This is a genomic window from Stenotrophomonas sp. YJH_SMC_81 (assembly GCF_059370875.1).
On the sequence record NZ_JCAFUB010000005.1, the window covers coordinates 265,118 to 286,686 of the forward strand.

16 protein-coding genes are annotated in these 21,569 nt (G+C 68.4%); 6 read left to right on the plus strand and 10 right to left on the minus strand.

Translation table 11 applies throughout. The features are described 5' to 3' along the window. Positions 1–106: 106 nt before the first annotated feature. The 3 genes from AC5P8U_RS13030 (at position 107) to AC5P8U_RS13040 (ending at position 6,656) form a co-directional block, all read left to right on the plus strand. On the plus strand, positions 107–496 hold the full coding sequence (locus AC5P8U_RS13030) for an I78 family peptidase inhibitor (RefSeq protein WP_439426504.1): 390 nt from the start codon (positions 107–109) through the stop codon (positions 494–496). A 174-nt stretch (positions 497–670) separates the two neighbouring features. Further along, positions 671–5,125 (plus strand): glutamate synthase large subunit, encoded by a 4,455-nt coding sequence (gltB, locus tag AC5P8U_RS13035; RefSeq protein ID WP_188241399.1) that lies wholly within the window; start codon positions 671–673, stop codon positions 5,123–5,125. An 85-nt stretch (positions 5,126–5,210) separates the two neighbouring features. Beyond that, on the plus strand, positions 5,211–6,656 hold the full coding sequence (locus tag AC5P8U_RS13040; RefSeq protein ID WP_072167408.1) for an FAD-dependent oxidoreductase: 1,446 nt from the start codon (positions 5,211–5,213) through the stop codon (positions 6,654–6,656). On the opposite strand, the gene AC5P8U_RS13045 is transcribed toward AC5P8U_RS13040, so the two are convergent. Further along, positions 6,642–9,050, minus strand: coding sequence for an ATP-binding protein (locus AC5P8U_RS13045; RefSeq protein ID WP_088496796.1), 2,409 nt, complete (start codon positions 9,048–9,050; stop codon positions 6,642–6,644). The genes AC5P8U_RS13040 and AC5P8U_RS13045 overlap by 15 nt on opposite strands. Positions 9,051–9,217: 167 nt before the next feature. On the opposite strand from AC5P8U_RS13045, the gene AC5P8U_RS13050 reads away from it, so the two are divergent. Then, complete coding sequence (locus AC5P8U_RS13050) at positions 9,218–10,084, plus strand: methylglyoxal synthase (RefSeq protein ID WP_088496785.1); 867 nt, start codon at positions 9,218–9,220, stop codon at positions 10,082–10,084. A gap of 303 nt (positions 10,085–10,387) precedes the next feature. Here the strand turns inward: AC5P8U_RS13050 and AC5P8U_RS13055 are convergent, their stop codons facing one another. The 3 genes from AC5P8U_RS13055 to ttcA are packed head-to-tail and all read right to left on the minus strand — an operon-like array spanning position 10,388 to position 13,089. Continuing rightward, positions 10,388–11,167: a M48 family metallopeptidase gene (locus AC5P8U_RS13055; RefSeq protein ID WP_061479922.1), complete on the minus strand. Its 780-nt coding sequence runs from the start codon at positions 11,165–11,167 to the stop codon at positions 10,388–10,390. A gap of 59 nt (positions 11,168–11,226) precedes the next feature. Then, complete coding sequence (locus tag AC5P8U_RS13060; protein ID WP_005421064.1) at positions 11,227–12,132, minus strand: recombination-associated protein RdgC; 906 nt, start codon at positions 12,130–12,132, stop codon at positions 11,227–11,229. 36 nt (positions 12,133–12,168) lie between these two features. Continuing rightward, complete coding sequence (gene ttcA, locus AC5P8U_RS13065; protein ID WP_172412120.1) at positions 12,169–13,089, minus strand: tRNA 2-thiocytidine(32) synthetase TtcA; 921 nt, start codon at positions 13,087–13,089, stop codon at positions 12,169–12,171. A 91-nt stretch (positions 13,090–13,180) separates the two neighbouring features. Between ttcA and AC5P8U_RS13070 the strand changes: the two genes are divergently transcribed. Beyond that, positions 13,181–13,384 carry a YdcH family protein gene (locus tag AC5P8U_RS13070; protein WP_005421068.1) on the plus strand — a complete coding sequence of 68 codons (204 nt, stop codon included), beginning with the start codon at positions 13,181–13,183 and terminating at the stop codon, positions 13,382–13,384. A gap of 88 nt (positions 13,385–13,472) precedes the next feature. Here the strand turns inward: AC5P8U_RS13070 and plsB are convergent, their stop codons facing one another. From plsB to AC5P8U_RS13095, 5 genes are all read right to left on the minus strand, one after another. Then, positions 13,473–16,109: a glycerol-3-phosphate 1-O-acyltransferase PlsB gene (gene plsB, locus AC5P8U_RS13075; protein ID WP_088496788.1), complete on the minus strand. Its 2,637-nt coding sequence runs from the start codon at positions 16,107–16,109 to the stop codon at positions 13,473–13,475. Continuing rightward, positions 16,109–17,062: a hypothetical protein gene (locus AC5P8U_RS13080; protein WP_353080548.1), complete on the minus strand. Its 954-nt coding sequence runs from the start codon at positions 17,060–17,062 to the stop codon at positions 16,109–16,111. The genes plsB and AC5P8U_RS13080 overlap by 1 nt, the downstream gene beginning before the upstream one ends. 308 nt (positions 17,063–17,370) lie before the next feature. After that, entirely contained in the window at positions 17,371–18,192 is an 822-nt protein-coding gene (locus AC5P8U_RS13085; protein ID WP_072167412.1) for a S1 family peptidase, read from the minus strand. 218 nt (positions 18,193–18,410) lie between these two features. After that, positions 18,411–19,136 carry an orotidine-5'-phosphate decarboxylase gene (pyrF, locus tag AC5P8U_RS13090; protein ID WP_005421084.1) on the minus strand — a complete coding sequence of 242 codons (726 nt, stop codon included), beginning with the start codon at positions 19,134–19,136 and terminating at the stop codon, positions 18,411–18,413. Continuing rightward, positions 19,133–20,056 (minus strand): 5'-nucleotidase, lipoprotein e(P4) family, encoded by a 924-nt coding sequence (locus AC5P8U_RS13095; RefSeq protein ID WP_088496792.1) that lies wholly within the window; start codon positions 20,054–20,056, stop codon positions 19,133–19,135. Before AC5P8U_RS13095 ends, pyrF begins: the two co-directional genes overlap by 4 nt. A 101-nt stretch (positions 20,057–20,157) precedes the next feature. On the opposite strand from AC5P8U_RS13095, the gene AC5P8U_RS13100 reads away from it, so the two are divergent. Continuing rightward, on the plus strand, positions 20,158–20,811 hold the full coding sequence (locus AC5P8U_RS13100; RefSeq protein ID WP_072167414.1) for a YceH family protein: 654 nt from the start codon (positions 20,158–20,160) through the stop codon (positions 20,809–20,811). A 78-nt stretch (positions 20,812–20,889) separates the two neighbouring features. Here AC5P8U_RS13100 and AC5P8U_RS13105 read toward each other — a convergent pair whose 3' ends face one another. After that, positions 20,890–21,414, minus strand: a complete 525-nt coding sequence (locus AC5P8U_RS13105; protein ID WP_151355281.1) for a GNAT family N-acetyltransferase — start codon at positions 21,412–21,414, stop codon at positions 20,890–20,892. Positions 21,415–21,569: the final 155 nt, after the last annotated feature.

The window sequence follows — 21,569 nt, forward strand, 5'->3', positions numbered from 1 at the left end:
CAGTGTCGCCGTCGCGATGCCGCGAACCTGTCGATAACAGAAGACAAACACGTGAGGGTCGGTTCGCCGCTATGCTCGGGCTTTCACAATCCCTTCCGGAGTCATGATGTCGTTCCCGATTCGCGCCCGTTCGCTCTCCGCCCTGCTGCTGCCTGCCGTGCTGGCCCTGACCGCCTGCCAGGCTCCGGCGCTGGATGAACAGGATACGGCCACTGCCCATGCCCAGCAGGCGGCCGAAGCCGCCAAGGCGCCGGCCGACGAAACCGGCAAGGCCACCGAGGCACCGCCGGTCGGCACCTGCGATGCCAGCCAGGTGCAGAGCCTGGTCGGCCAGGCCTACGCCGACGCGCTGGGCAAGCAGGCGCAGGAAGATGCCGGTGCCCACCAGCTGCGCGTCATGAAGCCCAATGACGTCGCCACCATGGAGTTCCTCGGCGACCGCCTGAACATCGAAGTGGACGACAAGGGCCTGGTCAGCGGCGTGCGCTGCGGCTGAGTTCGACCGCGCGCCGGCACGGGGTTGCCGGCGCGTTCTGTTGCACCTGCAACCGTGTATTGCGGCGCTGCAGCAACCTGTGATCTAGTCGAGGCATCCGGTGGCCTCACGATGCGCTCCAGGGAATGAGCGGGGACGAGTGTCGCCGCCAACCCTATACGCATCGAGGTAGAGATGGCCCCCCGCAACCGCCAAGGGCTTTACGACCCGCGCTCCGAGCGCGATGCCTGTGGATTTGGCATGGTCGCCCAGCTCGACGATCAACCTTCGCGCCTGTTGGTTGATACCGCCATCGCCGCGCTTTCGCGCATGACCCACCGCGGCGGCGTCGCCGCCGATGGCCTGACCGGCGATGGCTGCGGCCTGCTGCTGCGCCGCCCCGATGCGTTCCTGAAACTGCTGGCCAGTGAAGCCGGCATCGCCGTCGCCGCACGCTTCGCTGCCGGCCTGGTGTTCCTGCCACACGATGCCGAGGCTGCACACGCCTGCCGCACGCAGCTGCAGGCGCAGCTCGAAGCGGTCGGCTGCAAGGTCGCCGGCTGGCGCGAGGTACCCACCGACGACAGCGTCTGCGGCCAGCTGGCGCGCGACACCCTGCCACGCATCGAGCAGGTGTTCGTCGATGCCGGCGTCGGCCAGGATGATGCCGGCTTCGCGCTGGCGCTGTTCCTGGCCCGTCGCCGCAGCGAACAGCAGCTGCGCGACCATGCCGACTTCTACGTCACCACCCTCACCCCGGATGCGATCAGCTACAAGGGCATGGTGCTGCCGGACAAGCTCAGCCGCTTCTTCCCCGACCTGCAGCGCCGCGAACTGGCCTCCAGCGCGATCGTGTTCCACCAGCGCTTCTCCACCAACACGCTGCCGCGCTGGCCGCTGGCGCACCCGTTCCGGATGCTCGCCCACAACGGCGAGATCAACACCATCGAAGGCAACCGTCGCTGGGCGCAGGCGCGCAGCAAGGTGTGGAAGACGCCGCGCTTCGACATCGCCGAGTTCGATCCGGTGATCTCCATGCACGGTTCGGACTCGCAGAGCCTGGACAACATGCTGGAGCTGATGGTCGCCGGTGGCATGGAACTGATCCAGGCGCTGCGCATCCTGGTGCCGCCGGCCACCCAGTCGCTGGAGTTCAAGGACCCCGACCTGGCCGCGTTCTACGAGTTCCACGGCCTGAACAGCGAGCCGTGGGACGGCCCGGCCGGCATCGTCGCCTGCGACAGCCGCTACGCGGTGTGCACGCTGGACCGCAACGGCCTGCGCCCGGCGCGCTGGATGCTCACCGCCGACCGCCACTTCCTGGTCGCCTCCGAAGCCGGCGTGTGGGAAGTGCCGACCGAGCGCGTGGTGCGCAAGGGCAAGCTCGGCCCCGGCGAAATGGTGGCCATCGACCTCAAGCGCGGCGACCTGCTCGATTCGGACGCGGTGGACCGCATCAACCGCGGCCGCGCGCCGTACAAGCAGTGGCTGCAGCAGGGCGTGACCTACCTGCAGACCGAACTGATCGACCCGTCGCTGGTGGAAGAGCCGTTCGACGAAGCCACCCTGCGCAGCTACCACAAGCTCTACCAGCTCAGCAGCGAGGAAGTGGAACAGGTGCTGCGGCCGCTGGCCGAGACCGAGCAGGAAGCCACCGGCTCGATGGGCGACGACACACCGATGGCGGTACTGAGCCAGCGCAGCCGCCCGCTGTACGACTATTTCCGCCAGGCCTTCGCGCAGGTCACCAACCCGCCGATCGATCCGCTGCGCGAAGACTGCGCGATGTCCCTGTCCACCCAGCTCGGCAAGGAGACCAACATCTTCCATGCCGGCCCGGAGACGGTGAACCACGTCATCCTCAACTCGCCGGTGCTGAGCCAGCGCAAGCTGCGCCAGCTGCTGAAGATGGACCAGTACGTGCAGGCCAACCGCCTGCTCGACCTGTCCTACAGCGAAGACGAGGGCCTGCGTGCCGGCATCGAGCGCATCTGTGCCGAGGCCGAGCAGGCCGCGCGCGAGGGCATGGTGATGCTGCTGCTGTCCGACCGCTACCCGGTGGCCGGTCGGCCGATGGTGCATGCGCTGCTGGCCACCAGCGCCATCCACCACCACCTCTCGCGGCTGGGGCTGCGCTGCGACGTCAATCTGATCGTCGAAACCGGCACCGCGCGCGACCCGCACCACATGGCCTGCCTGCTCGGCTTCGGTGCCACCGCGGTGTATCCGTACCTGGCCTACCAGACCCTGTTCGACCTGGGCCGACGCGGCATCCTCAAGCTCAGCAAGGGCGGCGAGCAGTCGCAGATCGGCCGCCGCTACCGCAAGGGCATCTACAAGGGCCTGTCGAAGATCATCTCGAAGATGGGCATCTGTACGGTGGCCAGCTATCGCGGCGCACAGCTGTTCGAGATCATCGGCCTGGAACCCGAGGTTGTGGACATGTGCTTCTCGGACACCGCCTCGCGCATCGGCGGCGCCGGCTTCGCACGCCTGGATGCCGACGCGCGCGAGCTGTGCGCGCAGGCCTGGGATGCGCAGCAGGGCGTGGACGTGGGCGGCCTGCTGAAGTACGTGCACGGCGGCGAGTACCACATGTACAACCCCGACGTGGTCACCACCCTGCAGCGCGCCGCGCGCAGCGGTGACCCGCGTGCGTGGCAGCAGTACTGCGATGCGGTGCACGCGCGCCCGCCATCGGCGCTGCGCGACCTGCTGGAACTGGTGCCGGCCGCAATGCCGGTGCCGCTGGACGAGGTCGCCCCGGCCAGCGCCCTGTTCCCGCGCTTCGATACTGCAGCGATCAGCCTCGGCGCCCTGTCGCCGGAAGCGCACGAGGCACTGGCCATCGCCATGAACCGCCTCGGCGGCCGCAGCAATTCCGGCGAAGGCGGCGAGGATCCCGCACGCTATGGCACCGCGAAGCGCAGCAAGATCAAGCAGGTGGCCTCGGGCCGCTTCGGCGTCACCGCCGAATACCTGGTCAATGCCGAGGTGCTGCAGATCAAGGTCGCGCAGGGCGCCAAGCCCGGCGAGGGCGGCCAGCTGCCGGGGCACAAGGTCAACGAACTGATCGCACGCCTGCGCTATGCGCGCCCGGGCATCGGCCTGATCTCGCCGCCACCGCACCACGACATCTATTCGATCGAAGACCTGGCGCAGCTGATCTACGACCTCAAGCAGGTCAACCCGACCGCGCTGGTGTCGGTGAAGCTGGTCAGCCATGCCGGCGTCGGCACGATTGCCGCAGGCGTGGTCAAGGCCGGTGCGGACCTGATCACCATCTCCGGCCATGACGGCGGCACCGGTGCGTCGCCGGTCAGCTCGATCCGCTATGCCGGCGTGCCATGGGAACTGGGCGTGGCCGAAGCGCACCAGGCGCTGCTGGCCAACGACCTGCGCGGGCGCACCCTGCTGCAGACCGATGGCGGCCTGAAGACCGGCCTGGATGTGGTCAAGGCCGCGCTGCTGGGAGCGGACAGCTTCGGCTTCGGCACCGCGCCGATGATCGTGCTGGGCTGCAAGTACCTGCGCATCTGCCACCTCAACAACTGCGCCACCGGCGTCGCCACCCAGGACGAGCGCCTGCGCGAGAACCACTTCACCGGCCAGCCCGAACGCGTGGAGAACTTCTTCCGCCTGCTGGCCGAGGAAGTGCGCGGCTGGCTGTCGTACCTGGGCGTGCGTTCGCTGGAAGAGATCGTCGGCCGCACCGACCTGCTGCGGCAGATCGACGCGGCACCGCGCGAGGGCGTGCGCGTGGACCTGTCGCGCCTGCTGGCCGATGCCCGCTACGAAGGCAGCCACTGCGCCGCCCAGCGCCTGTACGAATCGCCGGACAGCCTGGCCACGCAGATGGATGGGCTGCTGGCCCCGGCCATCGAGCACAAGCGCGGTGGCGAGCACCGCTTCCTGATCCACAACACCGACCGCAGCATCGGCACCCGCCTGGCCGGCGCGGTTGCGCGCGCGCACGGCAACCAGGGCATGGCCGAGGCACCGCTGGAACTGCGCTTCCGTGGCAGCGCCGGGCAGAGCTTCGGTGCCTTCAACGTCGGTGGCCTGCACCTGGAAGTGGAAGGCGAAGCCAACGACTACGTCGGCAAGGGCATGGCCGGCGGCCGGCTGGTGGTGCGTCCGCCGCGTGGCGCCCGCTTCGAGGCACGCAGCACCGCCATCATTGGCAACACCTGCCTGTATGGCGCTACCGGTGGCGAGCTGTTCGCCGCCGGTCGTGCCGGCGAACGCTTCGCGGTGCGCAATTCGGGCGCGCTGGCGGTGGTGGAAGGTGCCGGTGACCACTGCTGCGAGTACATGACCGACGGCGTGGTGCTGGTGCTGGGCAAGGTCGGGCTGAACTTCGGCGCCGGCTTCACCGGTGGCCTGGCTTACGTGCTGGACGTGGACCGCGATTTCGTCGACCGCTACAACCACGAGCTGATCGACATCCATCGCGTCTCCGCCGAAGGCTTCGAGAACTACCGCCAGCACCTGCACCGCCTGATCGGCCGCCACCGCGAGCTGACCGGCAGCATCTGGGCACAGCAGATCCTGGACGAGTTCCGCGATTACATCGGCAAGTTCTGGCTGGTCAAACCGAAGGCCGCCAGCATCGAGTCGCTGACCGAAACCCTGCGACGCGCCGCCTGACGGTAGTGCCGGCCGCTGGCCGGCAACCCAGGATCACGTAGTGCCGGCCGCTGGCCGGCATCCGTAAAACACCACAGAGTCCGCCATGAGCCGCAAGCACGCCTTCCAGTTCCTCGACCTGCCCCGCACCATGCCGCAGCGCATCCCGGTGGAACTGCGCACGTCCGGCGACTGGGGCGAGCTGTACGGCAAGTTCGGCAAGGAAGACGCCCAGTACCAGGCGGGCCGCTGCCTGGACTGCGGCAACCCGTACTGCAGCTGGAAGTGCCCGGTGCACAACGCCATTCCGCAGTGGCTGCAGCTGGTGCAGGAAAACCGCATCCACGAGGCCGCCACGCTGTGCCACAGCACCAATCCGCTGCCGGAAGTGTGCGGCCGGGTCTGCCCGCAGGATCGGCTGTGCGAAGGCAGCTGCACGCTGGAGGAATTCGGCGCGGTCACCATCGGCGCGGTGGAGAAGTACATCGTCGATACCGCACTGGCCAGTGGCTGGCGCCCGGACCTTGGCGCGGTGCAGCCGACCGGCCACAGTGTGGCGGTGATTGGTGCCGGCCCGGCCGGGCTGGCCTGTGCCGACCGCCTGGCACGCGCCGGCATTGCCGCCGTGGTCTACGACCGCTACGAGCAGATCGGTGGCCTGCTGCAGTTCGGCATTCCCAGCTTCAAGCTGGACAAGGACGTGATCCATCGCCGCCGTGAAGTACTGGAAGGCATGGGCGTGCAGTTCCGCCTCGGTGTGGAGATCGGCCGTGATGTCAGCGTGCAGCAGTTGCTGGACAGCCACGATGCGGTGTTCATCGGCACCGGCGCCTACCGCTATACCGAGGGTGGCCTGGTCGGCCAGGACCTGAAGGGCGTGCTGCCGGCGCTGCCGTTCCTGGTGCAGAACAGCCGCATCGTCGGCGGCGATGATCCGAAGGGCCGGCCGATCGCCGGCTGGGAAGACACCATCGCCCTGCCCGACCTCAACGGCAAGCGCGTGGTGGTTCTGGGCGGTGGCGATACCGGCATGGACTGCGTGCGCAGTGCGGTGCGGCTGGGCGCGGCCAAGGTCACCTGCGCCTATCGCCGCGACGAAGCCAACATGCCCGGCAGCGCGCGCGAAGTCGCCAATGCACGCGAGGAAGGGGTGCGCTTCCTGTTCAACCGGCAGCCGCTGTCGATCGAAGCCGGCGCCGACGACGAGGTGATCGGCGTGACCGTGGTCGAGACCCGGCTGGGCGAGCCCGATGCCAATGGCCGCCAGAACGCGGTGCCGATCGAAGGCAGTGAGTCGCTGCTGGAGGCAGACGTGGTGATCATCGCCTTCGGCTTCTCGCCGAGCGTGCCGGCGTGGCTGGCGGAACTGGGGGTGGAAGGCCAGCCCAATGGCCGCATCCTCGCCGGTGGCAAGGACCGCCTGCCGTTCCAGACCGCGCATCCACGCCTGTTCGCCGGTGGTGACGCGGTGCGTGGTGCCGATCTCGTGGTAACCGCGGTGGCCGAAGGCCGCGACGCTGCTGCCAGCATCGTCCGCCTACTGGCGCACTGAGTCCGGCAGCAGCAGCACTTCCAGCAGCGCGCGCAGTTCGTGCACCTCCAGCGGCTTGGCCAGGAAATGGTCGATGCCCGCATCACGGCAGGCCTCACGGGTGCGCTCCAGCACGCTGGCAGTCAGCGCAATGATCGGGACCCGCGCACGGGTGGCGCAGGCGTCGCTCCGGATCGCCCGGGCCAGCGCGAAGCCATCCATGTGCGGCATGTGGCAGTCGGTGATGACCAGGTCGAACGGTTGCGCCTGCCAGGCCTCCCATGCCTGCAGGCCGTCGCTACAGGCGTGCACCTGCAGTCCCAGCTCGCACAGGCGTTGTGCCAGCAACTGCAGGTTGGTCGGATGATCCTCGGCCACCAGCACCCGCGCCGGCGGCAACGGTCGTTGCGCGGGCCGTGCCGTCGCCGGTCCCGCAGCGGGGGCCGCACAGGCCGCCAGGTCCAGCTCCAGCCACACAGTGGTGCCCTTGCCGGGCACGCTGCGCAGGTGCAGACGCCCGCCCATCGACGTCGCCAGCTCGCGGCAGATCGACAGCCCCAGGCCACTGCCGCCGAAACGGCGCGTGGTCGACGCCTCGGCCTGCTCGTAGGCGGCAAACACCGCCTGTTGCCGCTCCACGCTGATGCCCACGCCGGTGTCGGTCACCTGCAGGCGCAGTCGCTGGCCGCCGTCGCGCTGCTGAAGCACGCGGACCTGCAACACCACGCTTCCCTGCAGGGTGAACTTGAGCGCATTGCCGGCCAGGTTGAACAGGACCTGCCGCAGGCGCAGCCCGTCAGCCAGCGACCAGGGCTGCAACGTCGGGTCGATCTCGCTGCACAGGTGCAGCCCGCGGCTGGCCGCGACGGGCATCAACAGCTGCTGCACCGCGCGCACCAGCGCCGCCAGATCGGTCGGACGCAGCTGCAGGGGCGCCGGCTGCAGGCGCTGGCTGTGCAGCACATCGTCGAGGATCTGCCGCAGCATCTGCGCAGCGTCACCGACGGTGGTCAGCACCTGCCGCTGGCCCGCATCCAGGTCCGTGCCAGCCAGCCGCTCCAGCATGCCCAGGAGGGTGCTCATCGGCGTGCGGATCTCGTGGCTCATGGTCGCCAGGAAATGGCCCTTGGCCAGCGCCGCCTGCTCGGCCGCGCGGCGCGCCTCGGCCAACGCCGTTGCGCGCGCCTGGGCTTCGCTGACGTCCATCCAGTAGCCGCTCCACTCCACGCTGCTGTCATCGCACGGCAACGGTCGTCCCTGTGATCGGACCCAGCGCCAGCCCTGCGCCGACCGGGTGCGGAAGGTAACGTCGATCGGACCGCGCACGAGCGCGGCCGCTTCGATGCTCGCCATCACCCGGCTGCGGTCACCGGCATGCACGGCCGCCAGCAGCTGCAGATGGTCGATCTGCTCAGTCTCCACGGCTACGCCGAACAGCGCCTGCACGTCGCCGGCGATCTGCGCCAGGCTGTAGTGGCCGGTTGCCGAACGGCGCGCCTGGTAGACCACCGCCGGCAGGTTCGCGGTGACTTCATGCAAGCGCTGCTCCAGCACCCGGCGACGCACGCTCTCGCGATGCACGCGCCAGTAGCCGAAGGCATGCAGCAGTATGAGCGCGAGCAGGATCAGCGACACCGGCACCAGCCAGCGCAGTGCCGAACCGGCGGGCCGCGCACGTGGCAGTTCCGGCAGCCAGGCACTGCGAACCGACGCCCGACGCGCATCGCCCTCCCGCTGCAGCTCCCGGTCGAAGGCAGCGACCACCGCGGCACAGGCCGGTACGGCGGCCAGCACCAGTGCATCGCCGAAGCCCGCGGGTGCTGCGATCACCAGAGGGTCACCCGGCACGGCGCGAAGCGCGGCTTCGACTTCAGCGAGATTGGCCACCACGGCATCGACCAGCCCGGCGCGCAGCAGTGACAGCGCGTGGTCCAGCGGCGCCGGTGCCAGCAGCTGCGCACCCGGGGCCTGTTCGGCCAGCAATGCGTCCAGCGGCAGCCGGTCCGGGCTGGCCACGCTGCGGCCACGCAGTCCCTCCAACCCCAGCACTGGCGCTGCACCCTCGCGCCGCACGATCACCTGTGGCACTTCCAGGTAGGGGCTGCTGGCCACCCAGCCGGTCGGCAGCTGTGCGCGCGGCCAGCCCAGCAGCACCTGGGTGCCAGCCGGCAGCGGGTCATCGGTGAGCACCGCTGCCGGCAACGGCTGCGCATGCTGCACTGCCTGCGGGCCCAGCAGCGGCAGGTAATCTGCAGCCAACCCCGCAAGGTCGCCCTGCACGCTGTACGACAGCGGCGGCCGATCGGAACGCCATGCCACCTGCAGTGGACTCGCACAGCCGGACGCAGCAGCGATGCCGGGCAGCAACAGCGATGCCATGACAGCGGCGACGGCGCGGCGGCCGGCGACATTCACGGTAGACATCCTCATTTCGCGGGCAGGAACCACGGCCGCGCAGCGGTACCGCTGCCAGCCACGCTAGCGAGGCGCGCTTCCGCGACAATGAGAAAAATTCGAAAAACATCCCTATCGGCGAATGCCGACATACACTGCCGCTTCTACCCGTCCCTACGGAGCGCTCGATGCGTATCGGCCTGGCCGCCAACCGTCTCCATCACCACGATGCGCGCGCCGCGCTGTTCCGCTGGCTGCGTGCCAGCGAGGCCGGGCTGCGTGAACTGGGGGTATCGCTGCACGCGGTCGGGCGCACCCACGATGCGATCGAACGGCAGGGCTTCCTGGCCGGCTACGGCGGCCTGCACCGCTACCCCTACGGCCGCGAGGGTGGCCTGATGAAGCTGGTGGCCGAAGTGGTTGGCATGGGGCCGGAGCGCACCCTGGACGGTGCGATCTACCTGATCGACCCGGTCGATCCTTCCTCGGTGTTTCCGGAGGCAACCGCGCTCAAGCGGCAGTGCGTGATCCACGGCAAGCCGTTCATTTCAACCGTGGCCACTGCGCGTGACTGGATCGAGGTGGAACGCATCCACGCCGGGCTGGCTGCCGATGCCGGTGCCGACGATCTGCATGCCTTCCAGCACCAGACGCTGGCGCTGATCGCGCACGACGCCATGAAGCCGGCGATGCTGGCCTTCGCCGACGAGCACTTCGATGTGCTGGCACGGTTCGGCGAGCGCGTGGCGACCGGCACCACCGGCCAGCGCTTGAACGAACTGGCCTGGAGCCGCGGCTGGCCCAGCGATACGCCGTGGGTGACGCGCTACCAGAGCGGCCCGATGGGCGGCGATGCGCAGATTGCCGACCGTGTGCTGGAGGGGCGCTGCCAGCGCGCGATCTTCTTCGAGGACCCGCATGTGGCACGCCAGCACGAGGCCGATATCCAGCTGTTGGAGCGCGCGGTGACAACGGTGACCGACCAGGCGGTGTGCATCACCGCGCCGAGGGTGGCGGCACGCTGGGCGGCCGCGGCGGCATTGCGGGCTGGGTGAGGGTTTCGGCCAACGGCTGCACCCCTCGTGGTCGGTCGTTCAAACCAGAAGCCGTGCTCGGCCAGGCGGGGTGGATTGCGCAGGGGTCGCTGCAAGTACGTCCCTGTAAGCTCGGTCGCCGCATCCATGCGGCTCACGCCCCTGCGCAACCCACCCCGCCCGGCCACGGACAGATTCCGGTGTGCCCACCACGGAAGAAAGAAAGAAGAGCAGGAGCGGGTCGCGCGCTGCGCGCGCTTGTGTAGAGCCGAGCCCATGCTCGGCTGCATTCAACGGCAGCCGAGCGTGGGCTCGGCTCTACAGTTACAGCAGCTGGCGTAGCATGGCTTTCAGGCGCCGGCCTTCCAGCTGGAAGTAGTCGCGCTGTTCGCGCCAGGCAGGGAAACGTTGTTCGACTTCATGCCAGAACGCGGGCGAATGATTCGGCTGGATCAGGTGGCAGAGTTCGTGCACCAGCACGTACTCGAACGCTTCCGGACGACCGAGCACCAGGGCCAGGTCCAGGGCCATGCTGCCATCGGGGGCCAGCGAGCCCCACTGCGAGGACATCACCTTCAGGCGCAGGCGGCTGGGGGCGCGCGGCAGGGTGGGCAGGTACTTCGGCAGCCAGCGGCCGACGTCGGCGCGGGTCTGCGCTTCATAGAACTCGCGCAGCAGGCGGCGCAGCGTGGCGTCACCACCACGGGTCGGCCACTGCACGCAGGCACCGTGCGCGTCGATCTCCAGCCGCGCGTAGCGGCCTTCCTGCCAGCGCAGCGGCAACAGCTCACCGCGCAATGGCAGCACGCCGTCTTCGCCGGGCTGCAGCGGTGCCGGCAGGCCCTGCCCCTGGTACTGGCGCAGCTGCAGCGCCAGCCAGTCGCGGTGCTGTTCCAGGAAGCGCTCGCCCATTACCAGGCTTGCGCGCGGGGGTAACGTCAACCGCGCGCCACGCTCGTCCACGCTCAGCTTGATGCGGCGCGCGCGCGGATCGCGCACGCGCAGCACCTCGATCTCGGCATCCTCCAGGCGCAGGCGAACGGTGTCGCGCTGTACGGTGGCGGGCGGGGTCGGAGTGATCAGGCGGCGCAGCAGACGGCTCATGCGCCCAGCATAGCGCTGCTTCGGGCCGCCGGATGACCGGCGACCGTCGGGCTGCCTGTTCAGTCAGCCTTGCTGAGCTTGAACGCTTCTTCCAGCAACAGGAACAGGCGGCGGATCTCGGCGCTCTGCAGGGCGAAGCGGGCATCGAACTCGGCACGGCGGCCGTCTTCGTCGGCATGCTCCAGCTGGTCCAGGGCGCCGTCGAGAAACTTCAGCTTGCGCACGATCAGGTCGTCGCCGATCACGAACGACAGGTTGTCCTCGAAGATCAGCGCCAGCTTGGTCACCTGCTTGCCGGCGTCCAGGTGCTTGTCGATCTCGTCGCAGCGCAGTTCCTGGTGCTGGCACTTGACCACCGCGCCGCCTTCGACCGGATCCTTCATCTCACACTCTTCGCCCAGGCTCAGTCCGGTCGGCAGCGGCTCGCCGGCGATCCAGCCGGTCAGGATCGAACGCGGCGCGACTTCGGCGTTCAGCGGCATCGCCGGGAAGCTGCCGAGCAGCCCGCGGATGTCGGACATGAAGTATTCGCCGGTCTTGCGGCTGGAGGTATCCACCGCCACGTAGCCGTGCTGCAGGTCGATGAAGGCGTCGTTGCGCGAGGACTTCACGAAGGCGCGCGGCAGCAGTTCATGCAGCAGGTCGTCCTTCATGCGCTTGCGCTCGCGGCCACCCGGGCGCCGCCCTTCCTTCTCCTCGATCTCCTCCAGCTTGCGCTCGAGCAGGTCGTTGACCACCGCCGCCGGCAGGATCTTGTCCTCGCCACCCACGGTCAGCCACAGGTGTTCGGCGATGCGGTGGGACAGCAGTTCCTTCTCCTCGCGGCCGAACGGCGAAATGAAGCCGCGAGAATTCATTTCCAGCGCGCCGACAGGCTTGAGCACGGCGTGCGGCAGCAGGGTATCGACTTCGGAAAAATCGGTGGTGGTCGGGAAACGGAAGAACGTCAGGTTGCGAAAGAACATGGAATTCCGGATGGCGAAGAGGAAGGGCGACCGACCTTAAACGGTGGGCGTCTCGGGATCTGCGTCGGCGTCGGCCGGGGAGCCGGCCAGCCAGGCATGGGCGTCGGGCAGCGGCGTGTCGTCGCGACGGCCCAGCGCCATGAAGTCGAACAGGGTGGTGTCGGCCAGCTGCGAGGGCCGGACTTCACCCATGGCGCGCGCGATCTGCTCGATGCGGCCCGGATGGTCCTTTTCCCACTGCTTGAGCATCAGGCCGACCTGGCGGCGCTGCAGGTTCTCCTGGCTGCCGCACAGGTTGCAGGGAATGATCGGGAACTGGCGTGCCTGCGCGTAGTCGACGATGTCGCGCTCGCGCACGTAGGCCAGCGGCCGGATCACCACGTGCCTGCCGTCGTCGCTGCGCAGCTTCGGCGGCATGCCCGCCAGCTTGGCGTGGTGGAACAGGTTCATGAAGAACGTGGCCACCATGTCGTCGCGGTGGTGGCCCAGCGCGATCTTGGTGAAACCGTGGGTCTCGGCGTAGTTGTACAGCGCGCCACGACGCAGGCGCGAGCACAGCGAACACATCGTCTTGCCCTCCGGGATGACCCGGCTGACCACCGAATAGGTGTCCTGCTCGATGATGTGGTACGGCACGCCCAGCCCGGCCAGGTACTCCGGCAGGATGTGCTCGGGGAAGCCCGGCTGCTTCTGGTCCAGGTTCACCGCCACCAGCTCGAACGGCACCGGCGCCTTCTTCTGCAGCTGCAGCAGCACGTCCAGCAGGGTGTAACTGTCCTTGCCGCCGGACAGGCAGACCATGACCTTGTCGCCGGCCTCGATCATGCCGAAGTCGGCAATCGCCTCGCCGACCTGGCGGCGCAGGCGCTTGGCCAGCTTGTGCTGCTCGCGCTCGGCCACGCGTGGATCGCGGGCGGCGCGCGGCTGGGGATCGGGAAGGGAAATCACGGCACTCATGGGTTCCATTCTAACGGCTCGGAGCCGCCCCGGCCGGGGGTCGGGTTTCCCCTCTCCCGGCAGTCATCAACGCTGTGTATGCTCGGAGGCTGTGGATACCTACAGCCCCGCCGAGATCGTCGAGCACCTCGCCGCCCTGCGCGCCGAGCACCGTCTGCTGGATGAACAGATCACCCGCATGGCGGCCAACGGCGAGGACGAACTGGAAGCCAAGCGCCTGAAGCGGCGCAAGCTGCAGTTGAAGGACTGCATCGCCAGGCTGGAAAGCCTGCAGATTCCTGACGAGCCGGCCTAAAGACCGTCCTGGTGGATGCCAACCTTGGTTGGCACTGCTGGAAGGTGTGGACCAAGGTCCACACCCACCGCTTTGTCCGGCGCGACCTTCAATCCTGCGGCGCAGGCTCGTCCGGGCGAGCTGCTTCCGGGCTGACCCGCTCGATGGTGTGGCGCAGCTCGCGCCCCAGGATGAACTTGGCGTCCTTGGCCCAGGCATCCAGGCGTTCATCGAACAGCAGCTTGCTGTTCTCGTCCGGCCACACCAGGCGCAGTTCGCGCAGCTTCTGGATGAAGCCGCGGAACAGGGCCTTGTCGAAGAACTCGGGAGCGGCCGGCGCATAGAGCAGGCTCAGGCGCTGCGCGGCCTGCTGGCACAGGCTTTCCAGCTCGGCCGCACCGAGCACGCCCGGGCCGTTCTTCACCAGCACCGAGATGGCGATGTAGTAGCGCTCGAACGCCTGCTGCAGCGAATGGCCGATCGCCCGCAGGCGGAACACCTCGTCGGTCTGCCCGGTGTTGCGTGCCAGGATGCCGCCGTCGTCATCGTTGACGTTCTGCAGCAGGCCTTCGCGCACGAACACATCAATGGTGCGGTCAATGCGCTGCGCGAACTCGTCCTCGCTCCACGGCAGGAACAGCTCGGCCTGCAGGAACGGGTACACCGTGCGGCCCAGCTGGACCAGGCCGGTACGGCTCATGCGGCGGTTGTTCTGGAAGCAGCAGGCCACCCACGACGAGGCGGTGAACAGGTGCACCACGTTGTTGCGGAAGTAGCTGAGCAGCACCGCGGTGTCGCCGCTGACGCTGAGCACATCGCCGAGCGGGTGCTTGATGCGGGTGAGGACGTTGATTTCCTCGGCATGGGCGATGATCCGCTCCGGCGAGTGCGGGGTCACCGTCACCCGGTCCGAGTATGGCATCTCGACCAGCAGCGTCTTGCACAGCTCGATCTGCGCGATCAGGTCGGCCTCGCCCATCGCGTGCTTCGGCGTGGACAGCAGGGCCAGCGCCAGCAGATTGATGGGGTTGACGTCGGCAGCGCCGTTGATGCGCACCTGGATGCGTTCGGCCAGCGTATCCACCGTGGTCGACAGCCAGGCTGGCTTCTCGTCCTCGGACACCGCCTCGCCCTTCCACTCCGGGGCCTTCTCGGCCAGCACGTCGTTCAGCGCGATCGGCTCGCCGAAGTTCACCACCACCTGGCCGTAGTTCTGCTTGAGCACCTTGGGGATGCCCCACAGCAGCGACCAGATCGACTCCTTTTCCTTCGGCCGGCCGGACAGTTCGTCCAGGTAGCTGCCGCCCTCCATCAGCTTCTCGTAGCCGATGTAGATGGGCTGGAACAGGACCGGCTTGCGCGGCTGGCGCAGGAATGCACGCAGCGTCATCGAGATCATGCCGCCCTTGGGCTGCAGCAGGCGCCCGGTACGCGAGCGGCCGCCTTCGACGAAGTACTCCAGCGAATAGCCACCGGCCACCAGCTGCGCGACGTACTCACTGAGCACTGCAGAGTACAGCGCATTGCCACGGATCGAACGGCGGATGAAGAACGCACCGCCCTTGCGCAGCAGGGTGCCGACCACCGGCAGGTTCAGGTTGATGCCGGCCACGATGTGCGGCGGCACGATGCCACGGTCGTACAGCAGGTAGGACAGCAGCAGGTAGTCCATGTGGCTGCGGTGGCTGGGCACGTAGACCACTTCGTGGCCCGGCGCGGCGGCCTTGAACTTGTCCAGGTGGTGCACCAGCACGCCCGCGTAGATGCGGTTCCACACGTGGCTGAGCATGAAGCTGGCCGAGCGCACCACCGGGCTGGAATAGTCCGCAGCGATTTCCCAGGCGTAGGCGTGTGCCTTCTTCCAGGCATCGGCCGGCTTCGAGTTGTCGCGCTTGGCCTGTGCGGCGATCGCTTCGCGGACCGGCTCGGCGGCCAGCACCTGGTCCACCAGCAGGCGCCGGGTCGACAGGTCCGGGCCGATCACCGATTCACGGATGCGGCGGAAATGGGTGCGCAGCACGCGCTGCAGCTTGCGGACCGTGCGCTCCGGCTCCAGGCCTTCGTCGACGGTGCTGCGCAGCGAGATCGGCGGGGCGAAGCGCACGATGGTATTGCGCCCGTTCAGCAGCAACCCCAGCAGGCGGCGGAAGCGGCCCACCAGCGCCCAGTTTTCCGAGAACAGCACCGCGAACCAGCCGCTCTGCTTGTCCGGCGCGCGGCCGACGAAGATCGACACCGGCACCAGGTGCACATCCAGGTCATCGCGCACGCGGTGCGCCTGCAGGACCTTGGCCAGCGAATCAGAGTGGGTCTTGGCGCCGCGCTGCTCGGGAATCAGCGAGTTGCTGGAGCTGCGCCGCGACAGCGCCAGATAGGCGCGCTTGCGGCCGGTCGGATCACCGGCCAGCGGCACCAGCGGCGACGGCAGGCCGGCCTGGCGGCAGGCCTTGTCCAGGATCAGCGCGTTGGACAGGCCGTAGTCTTCCAGCACGTACATGACCGGGCGGCCATCGTTGTACTGGCCCGGGTCTTCCGGTTCGATCTTCAGCGACAGCCACGGCTCGACCAGGCGACCGAGCAGTCGGGCCCACAGTGGACGGCGGCCGGGCGGACGCGCGTGCGCGGGCGGCGGTACCGGGTTCGGGCCGGTACCGGTCGAGGGGGACGCCGGCACCGTATCGGCGGGCGTCGACTGGGATTCTTCGCCGGGGAACGGCAGCGGGTTCTGTTTCGACATCGGCGCCATTATGGCTTAGCCGGCGGTGTTGCCGCTTCCCCACCCGCGGCGGAGGCTTCAGCCGGTGCTGGCAACGCAGCCGCCCGGGCCGCATCGGCCTTGCGCAGCAGCGCGTCGGTGTCGGCCAGGGTGCGGGTCAGGTACCAGTGGCCCTCGCGCCGGCTCAGTGGCAGCTGCAGGGTCATCTCGCGACCGGCCAGGTCGTAGTGCAGGCGCACCAGCGCATTGTCACCTTCCACCGACAGCAGTTCGCCGCGCACGCTGCGCAGCGCGTCGTCCACGCCGAGTCCGTAACTGCCCAGCACCGCCTTGAGGGTGTGGATGAACGGCGCCAGCTGCTGCAGGCTGCCTTCCATGCCGGCCGCCTGCAGGCCGGCTTCATCCTCGAAGCCGACCTTGCTGGCGGCGCCGACCAGCGCGGCGATGGTGCTGCGGGCACGTGCGCGGTCGCTGATCGGGGCAGCCTGCGCCCACCCCGCCAGGGTCTCGACCAGGGCGATGTAGTGGGCCTGCTGGCTGGGCGTGTAGCCCTTCTGGTGGCGCAGGTACTGCACGCCGAAGTTGCCCATCGACTGTGCGGCCTGGCGCACGGCGCCGGCCTGGCCAGCCAGCTGGCGATCGAAGCTGCGCTGCAGTTCGGCGCTGGCACCGGGCTTGCGCAGTGCGGCCAGCATCGGCAGCAGCTGGTCGCCCAGTGGCAGCTCGGTCAGCGGCCACTGGCTGTGGCCTTCCACCCACGCCTGCTGCAGGCGCTGGTACTGGCCCGGCGGCACCGACAGCTTTGCGTAGCCGACCAGATCATCTTCGGCCAGGCGCAACGCCATCGCCTGTACTGCAGCCACCGGCTCGGCCGCCGGCCTGGCCGGATCGTTGGCAGACTCGCGGCACCCCGCCACGGCCAGCAGCAGCATGGCCGCCAGCCCCCATCCACGCGCAGACTTTCCTCGCACCGCCACGCTCATGCACTCGGACTCCCCGGACCGGCCCGCATCTTGCGGCCTGCGACGTGACAGCGGCAAGCCGGGACGTCACGGTTTCCAGCCAAGGGGGGCAGATCTCCTCTGCTGCGGGCAGAAGGGATCGCGCCGCCACCGGGATAAAAAAAGGGCCCGGATCACGGGGATCACAGGCTCTTCAAGCCGGCGCGGGGCCGGAGGACAGTGTTGTGGCACATGTCCGGCCCGAGGACCGGATGGCGGCGATCCTACGCTGCCGTTCAAGTTAAGGCAACACTTCACGTAGTGCCATGTATGTATTTGATTTTATTGTATCAATCGCGTTGCCAAACCGCTTCGATGAAATCTACGGCGTGTTTTTCGGCGATTCGGGCATAAATCCCCGGATAGCCGGCCAGCGCACAGCCCTCGCCCCAGCTGACGACACCGAACTGGGTCCAGCCTTCACGCAGGCGCAGCAGCAGGGGGCCTCCGGAATCCCCCTGGCAGCTGTCGATGCCCTCGCGGCCGGCGCAGATGACCTTTCCACGTGACAGTTCACCGCCGTAGGCCTGCTGGCATTCGGTGAAGGAAACGAACGGCACCTGCGCGGTCTGCAGCTGAGTCGGATAGACCCGGCCATCGCCGATGTCGGTGTCTCCCCAGCCGATCACCGTGAATTCACGGCCCGGCTTGAGATAGCTGGCGTCGGGCCGCAGCCGCAGTGCCACCGGCTGTGCGCCGTCCAGCGGTGCGCTGAGCTGGATCAGGGCGACGTCGTGCTCCAGCGAATTGCCGCTGTTGAATGCCGGATGGACGTGGATCGCCTTGACGTTGGACGGTCGTGGCGCGGCGTCGGTGGACAGGGTCGTGACCTTGCCGACAACGGCGATGCCACCAGGCGCTTCGCCCTGCATGCAGTGCGCGGCCGTCAGCACCCACGAGGGCGAGATGAGGGTGCCCCCGCAGAAGTGGCGGTCGTGGTCCGAATCGCCGTCGAAGATGCCCTGGATGCTGACCATGAACGGGTACTCGTCGGCCGGCGCCGCTTCGCCGCCGATGATGCGCGGCGCATCGCGCAGCTGCGGCGCAGCGATGGCGGGTACGGCAGACGCGGCCAACAGCAGGCCGATGAACAAAGAGGTGCTGCGATACATTTCCCTGTACTCCTCTGTCGATGGTTGGAACCGGTGCGGCCGCGGTCCGTACCGGTGCATCGATTGGGGAGCAGTGGAGAGGCCCGCAGCGCGAACGTGCGCACAGTTCTCGTGGCTGGCGCTGCGTGCGACAGATGCAGCCCCACAAATGCGAACGCCATCCCGCATGGATCGGGATGGCGTTCGTGGTGCCAGCGTGACCGGCGTCGGTGGTGGGCTCAGCGTGCAGCCAGAGCCGACGCGATTTCCTGCTGGATCGCCCGCGCTGCGGCCTGCGGATCGGCGGCCAGGCGGATCGGGCGACCGACCACGATGGCATCGGCGCCATCGGCAAAGGCCTGCGCTACGCCAACGGTACGCTTCTGGTCATCGCCGACCGGGCCACCGGGGCGGATGCCAGGGCAGACGATCGAGAATCCGCTGCCGGTGGCTGCGCGGATCGGGCCGGCTTCCTGGCCCGAAGCGATCACGCCATCGATGCCGGCGGCCTGGGCGGCCAGCGCGCGCTCGACCACCACGTCCACCGGTTCGCGGTCGATGCCCATCTGTGCGAGATCGGGGCGCCCCATCGAGGTCAGCACGGTCACTGCCAGCAGGCGCATGTCGCCGCTGTTGGCGGCCGCGCACGCCTCCATCATGGCCGGGTGCCAACCATGGATGGTGGCGTAGCTGACCGGCCACTGCGACAGGCGCTTGATCACCGCCGCAGCGGTGGCCGGAATGTCGAAGAACTTCAGGTCGACGAACACGCGCTTGTCGCGGCGGGCCAGCTCATCGAGCACCTGGAAGTACTCGCCGGAGGCGAGCAGTTCCATGCCGATCTTGTAGAAGGCCACGCTGTCGCCAAGGCGGTCGACCCACGCCAGCGCCTGCGCGCGGTCAGGCACGTCCAGCGCGAAGATCAGGCGCTCGTCGTCGCGCAGCGGCAGTGGCGCGCGGCTCATGGTGCGTAGTCCAGGGCGGCGCGCTTGGCGTCGTGGCGGGCCTGGCGCGACTGGCTGTAATCGTTGTTGAACTGCGCCGGCTCGAAGCCACCGTAGGTCGGGTTCGGCAGCATCCACCAGCGCTCGCCGAACCAGTCGTGGTACTGCTGCAGCAGGGCGTCACGGCCTTCGTTGGTGTTGGTGCTCACTTCCACGAAGTCACCCAGCTGGTCGCCGAACTGCATCAGCACGCGGTACTTCTGCCCGGCCAGGCGGCGGCGGCAGTTCTTCTCGCTGCCGGCCTGCTCGCAGCCCTCGACCACGGTGCCCAGGCCCAGGAACACGCTGTCATCGGCCACCGGCAGGCCCTGCTCGCGCAGGTTGGCCAGGGTCGCGTCCTTCAGGTGCACGGCACGGTTGGAGATGTACAGCAGGGTCACGCCCTTGGCGTTGGCGGCCTTGGCGAAATCAACCACGCCCGGAATCGCCTTGGCCTTCTTTTCGGCCACCCACTGGTCCCAGCTCAGCTCGTCGTATTCCTTGCCGTCGCGCACCAGGCGCGCCTGGTAGGGCGAGTTGTCCAGCACGGTCTCGTCCACGTCCAGCACCACGGCCGGCTTCAGGCCCTTGGCCTCGTTGCCGCGTTCTTCCGGCACCAGTGCGTCCCAGTGGGCCTCCTTCAGCGCCGCATCCAGGCGATCGGCGGCGGCCCGGTAGGTCTGCTCGGTGATCGCCCTGTACTCCTGCGCACGCTGCATCCACAGCACGGCGTTGAGGTTGTCGTTGGCGGTGGCATCACGCGCGCCATCGGCCTCGGCAGCGGCCGCCGGGGCCTCCGGCGCGGCGGCTTCGGCAGCAGGCGCATCCACGCGCTTGCAGGCGGACAGGCCCAGCGCCGCGGTGGCGAGCAGGGTCAGGGACAGGGAAACGGGACGACGCATGGATTCACCGGCAATCAGATATACCGGCGCATTTTACCGGCAAAGGCGGCCTCGGGACGGCTATGCTTGGCGGTTGACCCGTTGCCCTTCCGGAGGCCGCCATGACCGATTCCGTCCAGACCCCCGACGTCCCCCTGCTCGACGCCGTGCAGGCCCGCCTGCTGGGCTGCCTGGTGGAGAAGGAGGCAACCACACCGGACACCTACCCGCTGACGGTCAATGCGGCCCAGTCGGCCGCCAACCAGAAGACAGCCCGCGAGCCGGTGATGAACGTCGACGCCGGCAGCGTGCAGCACGCGCTGCGCCAGCTGGAAGCACTGGGCCTGGCTCGCCAGCACTTCTCCTCGCGCGCCGACCGCTACGAGCACCGCCTGCAGGCCGCGCTGGACCTGACCCGGCAGCAGACCGTGCTGCTGGCGCTGCTGTTGCTGCGCGGTCCACAGACCCTGGGCGAGCTGGTGTCGCGCAGCGAGCGTCTGTACCGGTTCGCGGATATCGACGAAGCCCGCCACGCCATCGAGCGCCTGCAGCAGCGCGCGCTGCTGGTGGTGCTGCCGCGCGCCAGCGGCCAGCGCGAAGACCGCTACATGCACCTGCTGTGCGGTGAAGTGGATGGTGCCGCGCTGGCGGCCAAGTACGCCAGCAGTGGCGGTGGCAGCAGCGATGCGGCCGATCCGGGCCTGGCCGAGCGCGTGGCCCAGCTGGAAACGGCCGTGGCCGAGCTGCAGGCGCAGCTGGCAGAACTGCGCGGTTGAGGGGGTGGGTGCCGACCGTTGGTCGGCACTGCATCTGAATCGTGCCGACCAACGGTCGGCACCTACCAACATCAGGGATCAGACCTCCGCCGCTCCCGGCGTGGCATACAGCCGGCTCGGGCTGTCCACGCCCGGCAGCTGGATCACTCCGCGCTCCTGCATGCCCAGGCCCAGCAGGATCTTCCCGGACACCACGTTGTCCAGATCGGTAATGCCATACAGATCCTGCAGGCCCAGCGCTCCGCGTGCATGCGCGAACACCGCACGCGCCGCCTCGCCGGCATAGCCCTGCCCGGCAAATTCCGAGAGCACCGCATAGCCGATGTCCGGCCCCGGCAGGCCATCACGCCGCACCAGCCCGGCATTGCCCAGCCACGCGCCATCGGACAGCCGCTCGATGGCGTACATGCCGAACCCGTTCAAGGCATAGCTGTGCAGCACCCGCAGCGCGATGTACTCCCGCGCCTGTTCCTCGCTGCGTACGTTGCGGTCACCAATGAAGCGCACGAAGCCCGGATCGTTCAACAGTGCCAACATCGGCACCGCATCGCGGTCGGGCTCGATCGCACGCAGACGCAGGCGTTCACTTTCAATCGGATGCACGCGCAGACCTCCAGCCGAAACCCCGATTCTGCCTCAACCCCCGGCTGTTGAATTTTATTTTCTTTGCATTGCCGTGGAAGGACACGCCCGGGGGTCACTTCAGGGACGGGTTCACGGCGTCCCCCGCGAACCCACCCCGACCGGCCAGCCACCGA

Excerpts from the sequence above, each read along its gene's own strand:
- gltB (WP_188241399.1), top strand. The coding sequence starts at position 671 with ATGGCCCCCCGCAACCGCCAAGGGCTTTACGACCCGCGCTCCGAGCGC.
- AC5P8U_RS13040 (WP_072167408.1), top strand. The coding sequence starts at position 5,211 with ATGAGCCGCAAGCACGCCTTCCAGTTCCTCGACCTGCCCCGCACCATG.
- AC5P8U_RS13030 (WP_439426504.1), top strand. The coding sequence starts at position 107 with ATGTCGTTCCCGATTCGCGCCCGTTCGCTCTCCGCCCTGCTGCTGCCT.
- ttcA (WP_172412120.1), bottom strand. The coding sequence starts at position 13,089 with ATGAGTGCCGTGATTTCCCTTCCCGATCCCCAGCCGCGCGCCGCCCGC.
- AC5P8U_RS13100 (WP_072167414.1), top strand. The coding sequence starts at position 20,158 with ATGACCGATTCCGTCCAGACCCCCGACGTCCCCCTGCTCGACGCCGTG.
- AC5P8U_RS13095 (WP_088496792.1), bottom strand. The coding sequence starts at position 20,056 with ATGCGTCGTCCCGTTTCCCTGTCCCTGACCCTGCTCGCCACCGCGGCG.
- pyrF (WP_005421084.1), bottom strand. The coding sequence starts at position 19,136 with ATGAGCCGCGCGCCACTGCCGCTGCGCGACGACGAGCGCCTGATCTTC.
- AC5P8U_RS13080 (WP_353080548.1), bottom strand. The coding sequence starts at position 17,062 with ATGAGCGTGGCGGTGCGAGGAAAGTCTGCGCGTGGATGGGGGCTGGCG.
- AC5P8U_RS13050 (WP_088496785.1), top strand. The coding sequence starts at position 9,218 with ATGCGTATCGGCCTGGCCGCCAACCGTCTCCATCACCACGATGCGCGC.
- AC5P8U_RS13085 (WP_072167412.1), bottom strand. The coding sequence starts at position 18,192 with ATGTATCGCAGCACCTCTTTGTTCATCGGCCTGCTGTTGGCCGCGTCT.
- AC5P8U_RS13055 (WP_061479922.1), bottom strand. The coding sequence starts at position 11,167 with ATGAGCCGTCTGCTGCGCCGCCTGATCACTCCGACCCCGCCCGCCACC.
- AC5P8U_RS13060 (WP_005421064.1), bottom strand. The coding sequence starts at position 12,132 with ATGTTCTTTCGCAACCTGACGTTCTTCCGTTTCCCGACCACCACCGAT.
- plsB (WP_088496788.1), bottom strand. The coding sequence starts at position 16,109 with ATGGCGCCGATGTCGAAACAGAACCCGCTGCCGTTCCCCGGCGAAGAA.